The 14,439-nt window shown below is 62.9% G+C and carries 14 protein-coding genes; 8 read left to right on the plus strand and 6 right to left on the minus strand.

Going from position 1 to position 14,439, the window contains the following annotated elements; all coding sequences use genetic code 11:
• Positions 1–9 precede the first annotated feature (9 nt).
• Together rpsI and HJY11_RS04505 are read left to right on the plus strand one after the other, a co-directional pair.
• Complete coding sequence (rpsI, locus tag HJY11_RS04500) at positions 10–411, plus strand: 30S ribosomal protein S9 (RefSeq protein ID WP_021659011.1); 402 nt, start codon at positions 10–12, stop codon at positions 409–411.
• Positions 412–890: 479 nt separating this feature from the next.
• On the plus strand, positions 891–1,943 hold the full coding sequence (locus HJY11_RS04505) for a 3D domain-containing protein (RefSeq protein ID WP_208074806.1): 1,053 nt from the start codon (positions 891–893) through the stop codon (positions 1,941–1,943).
• A gap of 116 nt (positions 1,944–2,059) precedes the next feature.
• On the opposite strand, the gene HJY11_RS04510 is transcribed toward HJY11_RS04505, so the two are convergent.
• Both HJY11_RS04510 and HJY11_RS04515 read right to left on the minus strand, forming a co-directional pair.
• Positions 2,060–2,764 (minus strand): ATP-binding cassette domain-containing protein, encoded by a 705-nt coding sequence (locus tag HJY11_RS04510; protein WP_208074810.1) that lies wholly within the window; start codon positions 2,762–2,764, stop codon positions 2,060–2,062.
• Between the two features lie 69 nt (positions 2,765–2,833).
• Complete coding sequence (locus HJY11_RS04515; RefSeq protein ID WP_208074811.1) at positions 2,834–3,946, minus strand: DUF3048 domain-containing protein; 1,113 nt, start codon at positions 3,944–3,946, stop codon at positions 2,834–2,836.
• 223 nt (positions 3,947–4,169) lie between these two features.
• Between HJY11_RS04515 and HJY11_RS04520 the strand changes: the two genes are divergently transcribed.
• Both HJY11_RS04520 and HJY11_RS04525 read left to right on the plus strand, forming a co-directional pair.
• Positions 4,170–4,898, plus strand: coding sequence for an ABC transporter ATP-binding protein (locus HJY11_RS04520; RefSeq protein WP_208074812.1), 729 nt, complete (start codon positions 4,170–4,172; stop codon positions 4,896–4,898).
• A complete protein-coding gene (locus HJY11_RS04525; RefSeq protein ID WP_208074813.1) occupies positions 4,895–6,220 on the plus strand; it encodes an ABC transporter permease in 1,326 nt (441 codons plus the stop codon). Before HJY11_RS04520 ends, HJY11_RS04525 begins: the two co-directional genes overlap by 4 nt.
• 69 nt (positions 6,221–6,289) lie before the next feature.
• Here the strand turns inward: HJY11_RS04525 and HJY11_RS04530 are convergent, their stop codons facing one another.
• Both HJY11_RS04530 and HJY11_RS04535 read right to left on the minus strand, forming a co-directional pair.
• Positions 6,290–7,279, minus strand: coding sequence for a 3-oxoacyl-ACP synthase III family protein (locus HJY11_RS04530; RefSeq protein ID WP_208074814.1), 990 nt, complete (start codon positions 7,277–7,279; stop codon positions 6,290–6,292).
• A 35-nt stretch (positions 7,280–7,314) separates the two neighbouring features.
• Positions 7,315–8,148, minus strand: a complete 834-nt coding sequence (locus tag HJY11_RS04535) for a phosphatase PAP2 family protein (protein ID WP_208074815.1) — start codon at positions 8,146–8,148, stop codon at positions 7,315–7,317.
• A gap of 290 nt (positions 8,149–8,438) precedes the next feature.
• Here HJY11_RS04535 and HJY11_RS04540 point away from each other — a divergent pair, with 290 nt between their 5' ends.
• The 3 genes from HJY11_RS04540 (at position 8,439) to HJY11_RS04550 (ending at position 10,404) form a co-directional block, all read left to right on the plus strand.
• Positions 8,439–9,578: an iron-containing alcohol dehydrogenase gene (locus HJY11_RS04540; protein WP_243764224.1), complete on the plus strand. Its 1,140-nt coding sequence runs from the start codon at positions 8,439–8,441 to the stop codon at positions 9,576–9,578.
• Between the two features lie 168 nt (positions 9,579–9,746).
• Complete coding sequence (locus HJY11_RS04545; protein WP_208074817.1) at positions 9,747–10,010, plus strand: helix-turn-helix transcriptional regulator; 264 nt, start codon at positions 9,747–9,749, stop codon at positions 10,008–10,010.
• A complete protein-coding gene (locus HJY11_RS04550) occupies positions 9,994–10,404 on the plus strand; it encodes a hypothetical protein (protein WP_208074818.1) in 411 nt (136 codons plus the stop codon). Before HJY11_RS04545 ends, HJY11_RS04550 begins: the two co-directional genes overlap by 17 nt.
• A 65-nt stretch (positions 10,405–10,469) precedes the next feature.
• Here HJY11_RS04550 and HJY11_RS04555 read toward each other — a convergent pair whose 3' ends face one another.
• Positions 10,470–11,222: a MerR family transcriptional regulator gene (locus HJY11_RS04555; RefSeq protein ID WP_243764226.1), complete on the minus strand. Its 753-nt coding sequence runs from the start codon at positions 11,220–11,222 to the stop codon at positions 10,470–10,472.
• Between the two features lie 219 nt (positions 11,223–11,441).
• On the opposite strand from HJY11_RS04555, the gene HJY11_RS15635 reads away from it, so the two are divergent.
• Entirely contained in the window at positions 11,442–12,587 is a 1,146-nt protein-coding gene (locus HJY11_RS15635; protein ID WP_208074820.1) for a GGDEF domain-containing protein, read from the plus strand.
• Positions 12,588–12,643: 56 nt separating this feature from the next.
• Here the strand turns inward: HJY11_RS15635 and aspS are convergent, their stop codons facing one another.
• Entirely contained in the window at positions 12,644–14,428 is a 1,785-nt protein-coding gene (gene aspS / locus HJY11_RS04565; protein WP_243764199.1) for an aspartate--tRNA ligase, read from the minus strand.
• Positions 14,429–14,439: the final 11 nt, after the last annotated feature.

A 14,439-nucleotide genomic window follows, 5' to 3' on the forward strand; every position in this document is an offset into this window, starting at 1 on the left:
AACGCATCCATGTACGATAAAACTCCCTACTACTACGGCACCGGCAGAAGAAAGAATTCGGTTGCAAGAGTGCGCGTCTACGACAACGGCACCGGCAAGATCACCATCAACGGCCGCGACATCGACGACTACTTTGGCCTGGAGACCCTGAAGGTCATCGTCAAGCAGCCCCTGGCCCTCACCGGTCTGGAAGGCAAGTTTGACATCGTCTGCACCGTCTCCGGCGGCGGCGTCTCCGGCCAGGCTGGCGCCATCCGCCACGGCCTGTCCCGCGCCCTTCTCCTGTTCGACGCCGAGCTGCGCGGCGACCTGAAGAAGGCCGGGTTCCTGACTCGCGACCCCAGAATGAAAGAGCGCAAAAAGTACGGCCTCAAAGCCGCCCGTCGCGCCCCCCAGTTCTCCAAGAGATAGGTTTTTCTCCGCTACCGATCAGCACAGGCAATGGGCCTGTGCTGATTTTTTGTGCCTGTGGAACAGAAACAAAGTGAATAATTATTCTAATATATTGAATGCAAAAAACAGAGCCGCACAAAATAAAACAAAAAGTACTATAAATACGAAAATATCCTGTTAGGATAATTTGAGAGAGATAAGGAGAGAGGACAGGCCTTTAAAGAGGAGTAAAAATCGCTCGACAGAAGCTGATTTACTCTTTTAAAATGGCTTAACAATCGCGTTTTTGCGACAAATGTTACAAAAGGGTTACAGAGAAAAACGGACCATGACAGAGCAAACGAGAATGATAGGGGTGCTAATTGGGAATCCTTCCAGGTGAGGGGATTTTTCCTTCTGAAACGACCAAAAGCCCGGTTTGACTGGGAAAATGGCCTTCGGGTATACTAGGACGTACTTTGGCAAAGGAAGCAATTTGCTTTGGTAAAGGAGAATCTATGATACAGAATGCACGAATGATTATAAAGCGGGTGGGGCAGAGCAGCCGGGCGCTGTTCTGTGCCAGCCTCTTGTTGGCGCTGCTGATTGTCTCGACCCTCGTCACCGCAAAGACCGATGTGGTCTTGGTCTCGGACAGCAGCCGCACCACTGCCATCCTCTGTGTGGGCAGCGCCCCTGAGTCGATTTTGCAAAAGCAGGGCATCTCGGTGGGGCCCGGCGATCTGGTGACCGCCAAATCCCACGCAGCAGGGGGGCTGCAGAAGATCACCATCCAGAGGGCATTTCCAGTGGCGGTACAGGCCGAGGGGGGCGAGACGGTGGTCTGGACCACTGGGGCCACCGTTCGCAGCGTGCTGGAGACCGCCGGTATCCCCTTGGGGGAGGAAGATGTAGTTGCCCCTGCCCGGGGTGAGCTGGTGGAGGCGGGAACGGTCATCTCTATCTCTCGGGTGACCTATGCCGAGGCCCAGCACACCGAAGAGGTGCCCTACGGCACCCAGTACGAGGAGACCTCTCTCCTGGGGCCGGGGCGCACCCAGTTGCAGTCGGAGGGGCAAAACGGGGAGAAAGTGGTGACCACCCGCACCCGCTTGGTGGACGGGGTGCCCGAAGGCGAGCCCCAGGTGGTGGCCGAGGAGGTCACGGTGGAACCGGTAGACGAGGTGGTGCTCAAGGGCAAGGAGCGGGCCATGATCTCGACGCTGCGCTTTGGCGATGTGCCCATCGGCGACGACGGTATCCCCCTCTCCTACTCCCGGGTAATGAAGGGGGCCATCACCACCGGCTACAGCGTCAAGCCCGGCCAGGGAACGGCCAGCGGGCGCAAGCCGGTACCCGGCATCGTTGCGGTGGACCCAGCCAAAATCCCCTATGGGACACGGATGTATATCGTCTCCAGCGACGGCTCCTTTGTCTACGGGTACGCCATTGCCGGCGAGACCGGCTCGGCCATGAAGGAGGGACGGGTGGATTTTGACCTGCTCTACGCCACCTATGCCCAGAGCTGTGCCCACGGCAAGCGGGCGCTGGACGTCTACTTTTTGGATTGAGTGAAGAGGGGGCAGGGGCACACCCGCCAAACCGGCGGGTGCGCCTTTTGCCCGGCGGCAGCCGGGCGCAAAAAAAGGGCCTGATGGCCCTTTTTTTATCGCTGTTTGCAGGCCGATCAGGCCAGCCGGACACCGCGCTGCGGAGGGGTGGCCAGGTCGCCCACCAGCCGCCCCCTCTGCAGCAGGAGCTGCCGGGGGGCGCAGGCGGCCAGCTGTTTGTCGCGGGTGAAGAGGAGAATGGAGAGCCCCTCTCTCCCCAGCTGGCGAAGGACCGCCCCCACATCGGTGTGGACGTCGGTGTGGCTCTCCCCCGGCTCCTCCACCAGCAGCAGAGAGGGCCCGGCGGCGATGGCCCGGGCGATGACAGCCCGCCGCAGCTGGCTGTCGTTCAGGCTGTCCGGCAGGCTGCCGGCGCGCCCCTCAAGCCCGACTTTGGCGAGGGCCCGCAGGGCCATCTCCCGCCGCTGGGCGGTGGGGATGCCCCGGCTCACCAGGGGGTGGGAGACATCCTCCAGCAGGCTGGCCCCCTTTTCCAGAGGGGCCCACTGCAGGGCAAAGCCCATCTCTCCCCGCAGCCGGGCCAGGCAGCACTCCCCCATCCGGGTCACCTCTTCCCCCCGAAACTGATAGCGGCCGTGGGTGGGGGCCTCCAGGCCGCCTAGAATGTCCAGCAGGGCGGATTTACCGGAGCCGGCCTCCCCCAGCACAGCGGTGAAAGACCCCTCTTCCAGGGCAAAGTTGACATCCCAGAGGGCGCGAACCTCCCGGAGGCCGCAGCCGTAGATTTTGGTCAGGTGGTTGACAGAAAGCAAACGGGACATACCATCTCTCCTTTTTTCCTTTGGAGATAGTATGCCCCGCTCTTCCCCGCGCAACGGGGAAAGAGGCAATTATTCTGCCGGGGAGGAGGTGGCGGAAGAACTGGCTTCCGGCTCCTCTGCCTTGCCGGGGGTGATGTTGAGGGAGGACTCGTTTTTGTCGCTGACAACGGCCACGTAGGTCTTGCCGGCGTTGAGGGTCAGGGGCGAACCGTCCTCTTTGGCAAAGGTGAGGGGGTCGTTGATCCCGCCCTTTTTCCACCGGATGGGCTCGTACTGGCCGCGGGTGAAGTAGTAGCCGGTCCCGCTGCTAAGGTCCACATCCACATGGCCGATCTGGTCAATGACCCGAATGGAGGTGTAGAGGAGCAGGGCGTTGTCAAAGGCGAGGGTCTCGCCGGTGGCGGCGTCGATGTGGGGCTGGCCGAACTGGTGTTTTTCGTATTTGCAGGTGGCGGCGTTGTAGCGCAGGGTATCGCTGACATACCCCGAGAAGGGAAAGGAGACCTCGTCGGCCTTGCCGTAGTTGGGGGCGTAGAGGTCGCTGCTGAACTTGGACTGCTCGCAGAAAGAAAAGCCGCAACGGGGCGCGCCCGCAAGGCTGATGGACTTTTTGTCCAGCCCCTTTTGGATGAGTTCGCCCGAGGTGAAGGTGCAGTGCTCCCGCGAGTAGGTCTTGTGCCGCTCCTCGTCAAAGGAGAAGGCCACGGTGGAGAGGGCCATCCCGTCCACCGTCTTGATGCTGTTTTTCTGCAGCAGGGCGTCGGCCTGGGTGCTGGTGCCGTAGTGGATGAGGGTGGCGTCGTGGCCGGTGGCCAGCTCGATGTAGACGGGCCGGGCCGAGCGCACCGAGCCGATTTTGGGCACCTGGCGCGGGTCGGAGTAGATGGCCAGCAACCGGGTGATCCCCCCTTCGGCCACCACCTCGTAGAGGATGTCGGCCTGCGCCAGCCCGTACTGGGGCAGGGCGGCCTTCAGGTTGTTGATCATCACCCCCACCGGCCGGTGGGCGGTGGAGTAGTCGTCGTCGACGCGCAATCCGGTGAGGGGATTGGTCGGCCGCAGGTCGATCTGGGCGGAGGAGATGGAGCCGCCCGCAGTGACCGCGCTCTCATCCCTGTTGCAGCCGGCGAAAAGACCCAGGGCCAGTAGGCAGGCCAGGGCCGTGCAAAGTGCCTTTTTCATTCTCTTTTCCTCCAAATGTAAGGTTTGGTGGCTCTATTATACGCCCATCCCCCGCCCTTTGCAAAAAAATAAGAAAAAGAGGGCTTAAAGGGGAAGTTTGACCAGCACTGAAGGTGGCGTCGCAGGGGGCGGATATGCTATACTGTCTCTAAATCCGCAGATGGAAGCCGCCGGAGGCAACCGCTGCAATTTGCCCCGTTGGGGAAGAGAAGAAGGAGAGCATATGGAGAAAACACTTGAAGTGCGCCAACTGCGAAAGCGGTACGGCCAGGTAGAGGCGGTCAAAGGCATCAGCTTTGACGTGGGCAAAGGCGAAGTCTTTGCCCTCATCGGCCCCAACGGGGCTGGCAAGACCACCACCATTCGAATGATCGCCACTCTGCTGACCCCCACCGACGGGGACGCAGTGGTGGCCGGACACAGCCTGCGCGCTGAGCCGGAGAAGGTGCGGGAAGCCATTACCTACCTGCCAGACGAGGCAGGGGCCTACAAGTCCATGACCGGGATGGAGTATCTCAAGTTCATGGCGGGGCTGTTTGTGGCCGACAGAGAGCGGGCCAAGGCCTGCGTCGAATACGCGGTGGAGCGCTGTGGCCTGGGCGAGCGGCTGGGCGACAAGATCGGCACCTATTCCCGGGGAATGACCCGCAAACTGCTGCTCTCCCGGGCGGTGATGACCCGCCCGGCCCTGGCCATCCTCGACGAGCCCACCAGCGGGCTGGACATCATCAACGCCCTGGAGATTCGGCGGATGATCAAGGGATTGGCCGCCGAGGGGATGAGCTTCCTCCTCTCCAGCCACAACATGTTGGAGATCGAGTTCCTCTCCGACCGGGTGGGGATCATCGACAAGGGCGTCCTCCATGTCACCGGCAACTGCGAGGAGCTGCTGGAGCGCTATGAGGCGCAAAATCTGGAAGAGGTATTTGAGAGGGCGGTGAGCGGCCGATGAAAAAGTTTTGGATCCTTTTGAAAAAAGAGCTGCGGGAGATGATTACCCTGCAGTCGGTTCTCTCCATCGTCCTCTGTGCGGGCATCTTTGTGCTGCTGGGCAACTTTATGGGCTCGGTCACCGAGGAGGCCGCCAAAAATGCAGGCGAGGTGGCCGTTATCGATCTGGACGACAGCGAGTTGACCCGGTCGCTGTTGGGCGGGCTGGAGCAGTCGGGCTTTGTGGTACACCGCACCACAAAGGCCTACGAAAACCCCATCGACTACGCGAGAGAGCAGGGCCGGCAGAGCGCCATCGTCATCCCTGAGGGGTTTGGCGCGGGCATTCTGGCCGAAAAGCCGGTGGCCCAGAAGATTCAGCTGTACAGCGAGATCAAGAGCGCGGCCATCACCGCCAACATCTCCGCCGGGGTGGACAGCCAGGTGATACAGCAGCTGGGGTCGATCCTCTCCCGCACCCTGGTGGAGAAGGCGGGCATCGCCGACCCGGGTCCCATTTTGGAGCCGGTGCAGACAGAGGACTACACCGCCGTGGGGGAACACACCCAGCAGGTGTCGGCGGGCACGGTGTCCGGCTTTCTCAGCAGCCAGACCATGATGGTCCCCATCATCGTCTTCTTGCTGCTGATGTTTGCCTCGCAGATGGTGGTCTCCACCATCGTCAACGAGAAAAATGACAAGACCCTGGAGACCCTCCTCTCGGCCCCCATCAAGCGCACCAGCATCCTCTCCTCCAAGATGATTGCCGCGGGGCTGGTCTCCCTCCTCAACGCGGCGGTGTTCATGGTGGGCTATTCGGGCTACATGGGCAAGCTGATGGGGGGCGGCGGCCAGAACGCCGCCGGCGAGGTGCTGAAGGCACTGGGCCTCGCCCTCTCCACTGGGCAGTACCTCCTCATTGGGGTGCAGCTGTTTGCCACCATCCTCACGGCGCTGACCATCTCCATCCTCCTGGGCTCCCTGGCGCAGGACATCAAGGCGGCGCAGACGGCCATCATGCCGGTGATGGTGATGGTGATGATCCCCTATTTTATCTGCCTGCTGGCCGATGTCAACGGGCTGCCCGCGGTGGCGCGGTTCCTGGTTTACGCCATCCCCTTCACCCACACCTTTATGGCCATCCCCAACATGATGTTCGGCAACTACCCCCTCTTCTTCTTTGGACTGGGGTATCAGGTGGTTTTCTTCGCTGTCTGCATGTTCTTAGCTGTGCGCCTCTTTTCCAGCGACAAGATTCTCACCGCCAAGCTGCAGTTTGGCAAGAAAAAGAGCGCGGGCAAGAAACCCGCTTTTGCCGCCCTCGGCAAAAAGGGCGACCGGTAAATTGCTATAAGTGCAAAAAGGGCGCTGGACCATTTGGTCCAGCGCCCTTTTTGCGCAGGAGAGGAGGAGCTACCACTCCAACAGGCAGCCGGCGTAAACCAGGCCCCCGCCAAAGCCCACCAGGCAGATTTTGTCCCCCCGCTTGAGGAGCCCTTCCCGGCTGGCCTCGGCCAGACAGATGGGGATGCAGGCGCTGGACATGTTGCCGTAGCGGTCGATGTTCAGATAGAAGCGGTCAAAGGGCAGCCCCAAATTCTGGGCCGCTGTCTCGAGGATGCGCCGGTTGGCCTGATGGGGGAAGACCCAGTCCAGCTGTTCCAGCGGCAGCCCCGCCTTCTCGCAGACGGTTTTGACGCAGAGGGGGAGAACGCGGGTGGAGAACTTGTAGACCTCCCGTCCGTTCATGTACAGGGCGTGGCCCGCCGAGGGGCTCCAGCCGTCGGACAGGGGGTCAAAGGGCTGTGGGCGGAAGGGGCTGGCAGGGGCGACTCCTCGGGCAAAGAGGTGGCGGCCGCCGCTGGGGTCCGACCCGGCAAAACTCTCGTAGAGGCCATCGGCGGCGCGCAGGACCGCTGCTCCGGCCCCGTCGCCGAAGAGGACGCAGGTGCCGCGGTCGGAAAAGTCGGTCAGTTTGGTAAGCATCTCGCTGGAGACCACCAGCGCACAGCGGTATTGGCCGCCGGTCAGGTAGTGCTGGGCCAGGTCGACGGCAGCCACAAATCCAGCGCAGGCGGAGTTGACGTCCAGGCAGAAGGGGCTCTCAAGCCCCAGCTCCCCTGCCACCAGGCAGGCGGTAGAGGGGGTGAGGTAGTCGCCGGTGACGGTGGAGCAGACCACCAGGTCGATCTCGGCGGGCGCGACGCCGGCGTCCTCTAGCGCCTCTTTGGCGGCGCAGGCCGCCATCTGCCAGGTGGCCTTTTCGGTCTCGACCCGGCGGGTCTTGATGCCGGTGCGGGTGGTGATCCACTCGTCGCTGGTGTCCACGATCTGCGCCAGGTCGTCGTTGGTGACGACCCGGTCGGGCAGGTATTTTCCGGTGCCGATGATTTGAATTCCCATGGTGATTGTCCTTTCCGATCAATTGTTTTGGCAGTCTAAAGAGACAGCTTTTTGAAGAGCAGGGGGATGAAGCCGACGGCGGCAAAGACCATCGTGCCGTAGCGCAGGGCGCCTCCCACCGCCGTCTGGGGGAAGACCAGGGAGAGCCCCCAGTCCAGCAGCCAGAGGAGCAGGAGCCCCAACAGCACCCGCGCCAGCTTTTTGAGCAGAGAAGTTTCGCAGGTGAAGCGGACGGCCGCGTCCTCAAACCAGGCGCCGGCAGCCAGGCCAACAAAGGCGCCGGCGAGCTTGTAAAAGGCGGCGCTCCCCTTGGTGGGCCAGGCCAGCAAAAAGAGGGCTGCGGCCGCCGCCGCGAAGAGGAGCCAGGGGCGCTTGGTGGTGATGAAGAGCCGGTAGCAGACCTCGGACACCAGCACTGCCAGCAGGAAGCCGGCCACCACGTCGGTGGGCCAGTGCAGCCCCAGGTAGAGCCGGGAGAGGGCCACCGCCACCCCGATCACCACTGCCACCGCCAGCATGGACTTCTGCTTGATGAATTTGTAGATGGAGTAGAGCAGGGTGACCGCCCCTTGGGTGTGCCCGCTGGGCATGGAGGAGCCGCCGGCAGTCTGGGTGCGCAGGCTGCGCACCCCCGGTTGGCCGATGGGGCGGGCCCTGCCCACCAGGGCCTTGATCCCGGTGTTCACCCCCTGGGAGGTGAGGCTGGAAAAGGCCAGGAAGAGCCCCATCTTCTTGTTGTAGCAGTAGTAGATGACCAGGATGGGCAGCAGAATGGCCACCGGTTCCCCCAAAACGGTGATGGCGAGGAAGACGTTGTCCAGCAGCGGGGTGGCAAAGCGCTGGATCAAGTGCAGGATCGACAGTTCCAAAAGCGGTTCCCCTTTTCAAAAACAAACTGTTATTATGATACCACAGGGACGGGGGCTTTTCAAAAAAAGAAAGGGGAAAATTTGATCTTTCCCAAAATTCCCCCTCCTGCGCAAAGGGGTGTGGTATAATGGCCGCGAGGCGGCTGTTGTACCGATGGCTGCCGGGCAGGTGGACAAACCGCAGTCGCCCCTGCTCGGCATTCCGGTTTTGCTTTGCGGGATAACGGGTGCAAAATGGCCGTGTCGCCGCCCGTGGGCGGTCGGTGCGGCAAGGGGAGGAATCTGCTGTGATGCGTTCGGTGAATTTTTACATGCCGGTCCAGGTGTATTTTGAGAGCGGGTGCGTGCTGCTGCACTCCCAGCAATTGGCGTCGCTGGGAGGAAGGGCGCTGTTGGTCACTGGCAGGAGCGGGGCAGCCAAGAGCGGCGCTCTGGAGGACGTGTGCACTGCCCTGAAGATGCACCGGGTGGAGTGGGAGGTATTCTCCCGGGTGGGGGAAAATCCCCTCGTCTCCACCTGCAAGCGGGCGGGAGAGGCGGCCCGGGCCTTTGGCGCCGACTTTGTGGTGGGGATCGGGGGCGGCTCGGCCATGGATGCGGCCAAGGCGGCGGCGGTCTTTGCCGCCAACCCCCAGCTGGATGAAAGCGCACTCTACGACAGGGAGTGGCAGGCCCCCGCTCTGCCGGTGGTCTGCGTCCCCACCACTGCCGGCACCTCCAGTGAGCTGGACCAGACGGCGGTGCTGACCATCGACGAGATCGGCCGCAAGCAGAGCGTCGGGCGGAAGGACACCTTCCCCCGCCTGGCCCTCATCGACCCCAAGTACACCTACTCCCTCCCCTACCGGCAGACCGTCGCCACGGCGGTGGACGCCTTTTGTCACGGGGTGGAGAGCTATTTTGCCCAGAACGCCGACGGGGTGAGCCGGATGTTCGCCCTGCGGGGGATCGAGCTGCTCTACGAAGGGCTCTGCCGGCTGGCCGACGCCTGGGAGGACAGCGCCAGGGGCGCGGCGGTGGAGATCCAGCCCCAGCTGCGCGACCAGATCAGCGAGGGCTGCCTCTGCGCCGGTTTCTCCCTCAACCGCTGCGGCACCTGTTTCCCCCACCGGCTGGGCTATCTGTTGACCGAGCGTTACGGCATCCCCCACGGAACGGCGTCGGGGGCCTTCCTGCCGGCCTTTATCCAGCGGGCCAAGAGTTGTTCGCGGGAGCTGTTCCGCCCCTTTTTAAAGGCCCTGGGCGAGCCGGACGAGCGGGCGGTCTGCCGGCTCTTACAGCGGCTTTGCCGCACCGGCTGCGCCATGACGGCGCAGGAGGCGGAGGGCTGCCGCAGCCGCTTTGAGGCGGTCTCCAACTTTCACCGCACCCCCGGCGGCTACACGGCCGACGAGGCGGTGGAGCTGCTCAAGACCATGTTCGTCAAATAGCGGTGTCACAGCCGGGCGATTTCGCCCGGCTCTTTTGATCTCATCCGGTGGCCGCGCAAAAAAAGAACGAAAAAAAGCGAAATTCGTAGAAAATGTAAAACGGGCGTCGTATACGGAGAGGGGGGAGGGCGTTATAATAGGGCAAACGGATAGAGGGAGGGAAGCCGGGTGGCAGAGAAGAAGACGGTGCGACAGCCGGGGTATTTTGGCAAAAATCTGGCGGTGGTCCGCGCGGCGCTGCACCTGTCGCAGGAGCAGCTGGGGGAAAAGGTGGGGCTCTCCCGCCAACAGGTTTACCGCTATGAGCAGGGGCTGGCTTTTGAGCCGCTGCACTCGACGGTGGAAAGGGTGGCGGCCTTTGCCGGGGTGAGTCAGGAGCAGCTGACCCACACCCTTTTGCGGGAGGGGGATATTCATGTCGATGGCAGGTGAAATTCGGCGGGCTGCCCGCCAGGTGTACGCCGACGGCCAGGCGCACGAGAACGCCGAAGTCAGGGACGAGTTGGCCCGGCGGGGCTTTCCCGTGCCGTCGGACAGCGCGGCTCTGCGTTCAGTGCTGCACCAGATGAAGGAACGGGGGGAGATCGAACTGGTGCGGCCGGGGGTCTACCGCCTTACCGCCGTGACGGAGGGGGACGAGACAGCGTCCTCCCTTCCCTTCTCCCTGGAGGAGCTGGCGGCGCAAAAGCAGCGGCTGGAGCGGACCATTCAGGAGATCAAGGCCTTTGACTGGCTGCGCTGCAGCGACGCCGAACTGCAGCGGGCGCGGGAGAAGGCGGCCCTGCTGCGGCAGATGGCCGACCTCCTCCGGCGATCGGACCTGTAAGCAGAAAAAGAGAGGGCGCTTCGCACAGCGGCGAAGCGCCCTCTCCTCTCAGAGATCCCCGGAAACTACCGGCTTTTGGCGGCAATGCACCAGGCCACAAAGGCGGCGGTGCCGGTGCCGGCTCTGTCCATGCTCTCGGCAAAGCGGGGGTCGGCGGCGTACATCTCCCCCAAGCCGGCCAGTATCTCGTCGGTACAGGGGTAGTAGTGGGCGGTGATGAAGTCCTGCCAGCGCTGCACTGCGGCGGCGGCCTCCGGGCTGTCGGGGGCCGCACCCTCCGCCATCAGGCGGGAGAAGGCGGCGAAAATCTCCTCCATCTCCGCTGTGAGGGCGGCCCAGTCGTCGGGGGTGTAGGCGGCGGTGCGCCGCTGGCTCTCCCGGTAGGCGTCGGTGTCGCCCCAGCGGGCGCGGGCCTCCTCGCGATAGGCCTCTTTGGCCCGATTGATCTTATCCATTGAAAATTCCTCCAAAGTGGGGGAGGCATCCCCTGCCACCGCCCGGTCCAGCAGGGCGATCAGTCCGTCCAGCCGCTGCCGCTTGAGCAGCAGCAGTTCCCGCTGGCGGCGCATGGCCCTTTTCCGGTCGTAGGCGGGGTGGTCCAAAATGGCGGCGATCTCGCCGAGAGGAAAGTCCAGTTCCCGCAAAAGGAGAATCTCCTGCAGCCGCTCCCGCTCGGCCTGCCCGTAGAGCCGATAGCCCGCCTCGGTCTTTTGGCTGGGGCGCAGCAGGCCGATGCGATCGTAGTGGTGCAGGGCGCGGGCCGTAATGCCCGCTTGGCGGGCCACTTGGGCCACTGTCCACAGGGTTTCATCCGCCATCTCCACCTTGAATCTGCCTCCTTGTCGCTGTTCTGTCTTGACCGGTCTGGCTTTAGCATACCCTATGACGTAGGGGGAAGGTCAAGGGGGGAGGCGAACCTTTTTTACAATATCCCTGCGGCGGGGTGGGTTGCGCGGCAGTGGACAGCGGCAGTATAATGGTAAAACAAAAGGCTTTCCGGGCGTTCACCCGGCCAAGTCCGGAGAGGGGGGCGACCGGTGCGAATTGACTGCAGCATTGCCCTGGACGTTCTGTCCATGGCCAATCTCTTCATATTGCTGTTTGGCCTGCGGGGGCGGGAGAGGAGCGGCAGGGCAAACCGCGCCTACTTTCAGATCATCCTGCTGGTGCTGGCCTTTTTGGCCCTGGACGTCGCCTACCTGGCCCTTTATGGCCGCCCCTGGGCGCGTGCCGCCATCGCCGCGGCCAAGACGGCCTACTTTGTGGTCAACGCCGCCATTGTCTGGACCTGGGCGCGCTTTGTGCTGTACACCCTCTTCCCCGGGGCGGTGGGCCGCCGCGCCGCCCTCTACACCGCCCTCTTTGCCGCGGACGGAGCCATCGTCTTGATCAACTGCTTTTGCGGGTGGATGTTCTCCATTTCAGGGGAGGGCACCATCGCTATCGGCTACGGGGCGATGTGGGCGTTTACCCTCTTCAACTACCTCTCCATCGCCGCAGTGATGCTGCTCCTTTACAGAAATCGCAACTGGGTCAAGCGGAAGACTCTGCTCCCCTTCCTCCTCTTCCCCGTCCTCCCCCTCTGTGCAGAACTGGTGCAGATCGCCTTTCGGAGCGTCTCCCTCATCTGCAGCTACGCCCTCTCCACCCTCATGCTCTACCAGGTATTCCAGGGCAGCCTGATCTACACCGACGCTCTCACCGGCCTGGGCAACCGGCGGCTGCTGAACGAATACCTAGACCGCTGGTTTGCCGGCCCCGGCTCAGGCAAGGTCTGCGGGGTGATGATCGACCTGGACAATCTCAAGGTCATCAACGACACCTGCGGGCACCTGTGCGGCGATCAGATGTTGATGCAGATGGCCGAGGTCATCCGCCGCAGTGAGCGCAAGGGGATGGTTGCCACCCGATACGGGGGCGACGAGTTTGTCGTGATCTGGCGGGACGGGGAAAAGCGGGCGACCGGATTGCTTCGCCGGCTGGAACAGGCCCGAACCGCCCTCAACAGCCAGTCCGGCGGAGGCGGACAGCTCTCCTTCAGCACCGGCTCCCTCTGCTGTGAACGGGGGGCGTTGGGCGTTGGCGAGTTTCTGCAGCTGCTGGACGAGGAGATGTACCGGGTCAAAAACGCCAAAAAGCAGGGGGGTGTTTCCCCCTATGCCGATTCGCCCCGTGCCGATTGAAAGAAAAGAAAAAAGAGTGCCCATGCGGGCACTCTTTTTTGGTTGACAAGGGGGGGTTATTCGGGCTGTACCAGGGCGATGGAGAGTTCCTCCAACTGGCTGGGGTCCACCGCGTCGGGAGCGCCGCTCATCAGCTCGCTGGCGTTTTGCACCTTGGGGAAGGCGATGACGTCGCGGATGGAGGACTTGCCCAGCATCAGCATCACCAGCCGGTCGAGGCCGTAGGCCATGCCGCCGTGGGGGGGAACGCCGTAGGAGAAGGCGTCGATGAGGAACCCAAAGCGGCGGTGGGCCTCCTCCTCGGTAAAGCCCAGGGCCGCAAACATCCGGTCCTGTAGCGCGGGGTCGGAGATGCGGATGGAGCCGCCGCCCACCTCGCAGCCGTTGAGCACCATGTCGTAGGCGCGGGCCCGGGCGTGGGCGGGATCGCTCTCGATTTTGTCCACATCCTCCAGGGCGGGGGCGGTGAAGGGGTGGTGTTTGGCCACGTAGCGGTCCTCTTCCTCGCTGTACTCGAAGAGGGGGAAATCGGTGACCCAGAGGAAGTCAAAGCGCTCGGGGTCGATGAGACCGTGTTTTTCGGCCAGCTCACAGCGCAGGGCGCCCAGGGCGGTCTGAACCGTCTCCTCGCTCGGGTCGGCCACCACCAGCAGCACGTCCCCGGGCTGCAGATCAGCCGCCTGGCGGACAGCCGCCACCTCCTCTTCGGTGAGGAATTTCTCAAAGCTGGAACTGGCGGCGCCGTCCTCCCCCAGCCGGGTGAAGGCGAGGCCTTTGGCCCGATAGGTCTTGACAAAGTCGGTCAGCTTGTCGATCTGCTTGCGGCTCAGCTCGCCGTAGAGGCCCTTGGCGTTGATGGCCATCACCCGGCCCCCGGCCTCCAGCGCGCCGGAAAAGACTTTGAAGGTGGAGTTTTTCAGCGCCCCGCCCAGGTCGCACAGCTCCATGCCAAAGCGGGTGTCGGGCTTGTCGCTGCCAAAGCGCTCCATGGCCTCGCGGTAGGGCATCCGCAGGAAGGGGGTCTGGATGTCCCGGCCCAGAATCTCTTTGAAGACGTACTTCATAAAGCCCTCGTTGACCGACATGACGTCGTCCTCCTCGACGAAAGACATCTCCAGGTCGATCTGGGTGAACTCGGGCTGCCGGTCGGCCCGCAGGTCCTCGTCCCGGAAGCACTTGACCACCTGCATGTAGCGGTCAAAGCCAGAGAGCATCAGCAGCTGTTTGTACATCTGGGGCGACTGGGGCAGGGCGTAAAAGGCGCCGGGGTGCACCCGGCTGGGCACCAGGTAGTCCCGTGCCCCCTCGGGGGTGGACTTGATGAGCATGGGGGTCTCGATCTCCAAAAAGTCGTTGCGGTCAAAGTAGTCCCGCGCGGCCTTGACGATTTTGTGGCGGGCCAGCAGGGGGGCCATCACCTCGGGGCGGCGCAGGTCCAGGTAGCGGTAGCGAAGCCGCACCTCGTCCTTGACGTTGATGGCGTCGTTGATCTCAAAAGGCGGGGTCTTGGCCTTGGCCAGCACCCGCAGTTCGGTGACATAAATTTCGATGTCGCCGTTTTTCAGGTCGGGGTTTTTGCTCTCCCGCTCCCGCACGGTGCCGGTGACTGCCAGCACAAATTCCGCCCGGGCGGTGAAGGCCTTTTCAAAAACATCCCGGTCGGTGCCGTCGTCAAAGGCCAGCTGGACAATGCCGGTGCGGTCGCGCAGGTCGATAAAGATCAGGTTGCCCAGGTCCCGCTGTTTCTGCACCCAGCCGCAGACCCTCGCCTGCTGGCCGATCTGGGCGGCGGTGACGTCGCCGCAGTAACTGGTTCTCTTAAAGCCGTGAATGGTCTCCATCAGCAATTCCT

Source organism: Bittarella massiliensis (ex Durand et al. 2017) (genome assembly GCF_017566145.1).
Classification (GTDB): Bacteria; Bacillota; Clostridia; order Oscillospirales; family Ruminococcaceae; genus Bittarella; species Bittarella massiliensis_A.

Bases quoted from the DNA above. Each gene is read 5' to 3' on its own strand.
- rpsI (WP_021659011.1), top strand. From the start codon at position 10: ATGTACGATAAAACTCCCTACTACTACGGCACCGGCAGAAGAAAGAAT.
- HJY11_RS04505 (WP_208074806.1), top strand. From the start codon at position 891: ATGATACAGAATGCACGAATGATTATAAAGCGGGTGGGGCAGAGCAGC.
- HJY11_RS04510 (WP_208074810.1), bottom strand. From the start codon at position 2,764: ATGTCCCGTTTGCTTTCTGTCAACCACCTGACCAAAATCTACGGCTGC.
- HJY11_RS04515 (WP_208074811.1), bottom strand. From the start codon at position 3,946: ATGAAAAAGGCACTTTGCACGGCCCTGGCCTGCCTACTGGCCCTGGGT.
- HJY11_RS04520 (WP_208074812.1), top strand. From the start codon at position 4,170: ATGGAGAAAACACTTGAAGTGCGCCAACTGCGAAAGCGGTACGGCCAG.
- HJY11_RS04525 (WP_208074813.1), top strand. From the start codon at position 4,895: ATGAAAAAGTTTTGGATCCTTTTGAAAAAAGAGCTGCGGGAGATGATT.
- HJY11_RS04530 (WP_208074814.1), bottom strand. From the start codon at position 7,279: ATGGGAATTCAAATCATCGGCACCGGAAAATACCTGCCCGACCGGGTC.
- HJY11_RS04540 (WP_243764224.1), top strand. From the start codon at position 8,439: ATGCGTTCGGTGAATTTTTACATGCCGGTCCAGGTGTATTTTGAGAGC.
- HJY11_RS04550 (WP_208074818.1), top strand. From the start codon at position 9,994: ATGTCGATGGCAGGTGAAATTCGGCGGGCTGCCCGCCAGGTGTACGCC.
- HJY11_RS04555 (WP_243764226.1), bottom strand. From the start codon at position 11,222: ATGGCGGATGAAACCCTGTGGACAGTGGCCCAAGTGGCCCGCCAAGCG.
- aspS (WP_243764199.1), bottom strand. From the start codon at position 14,428: ATGGAGACCATTCACGGCTTTAAGAGAACCAGTTACTGCGGCGACGTC.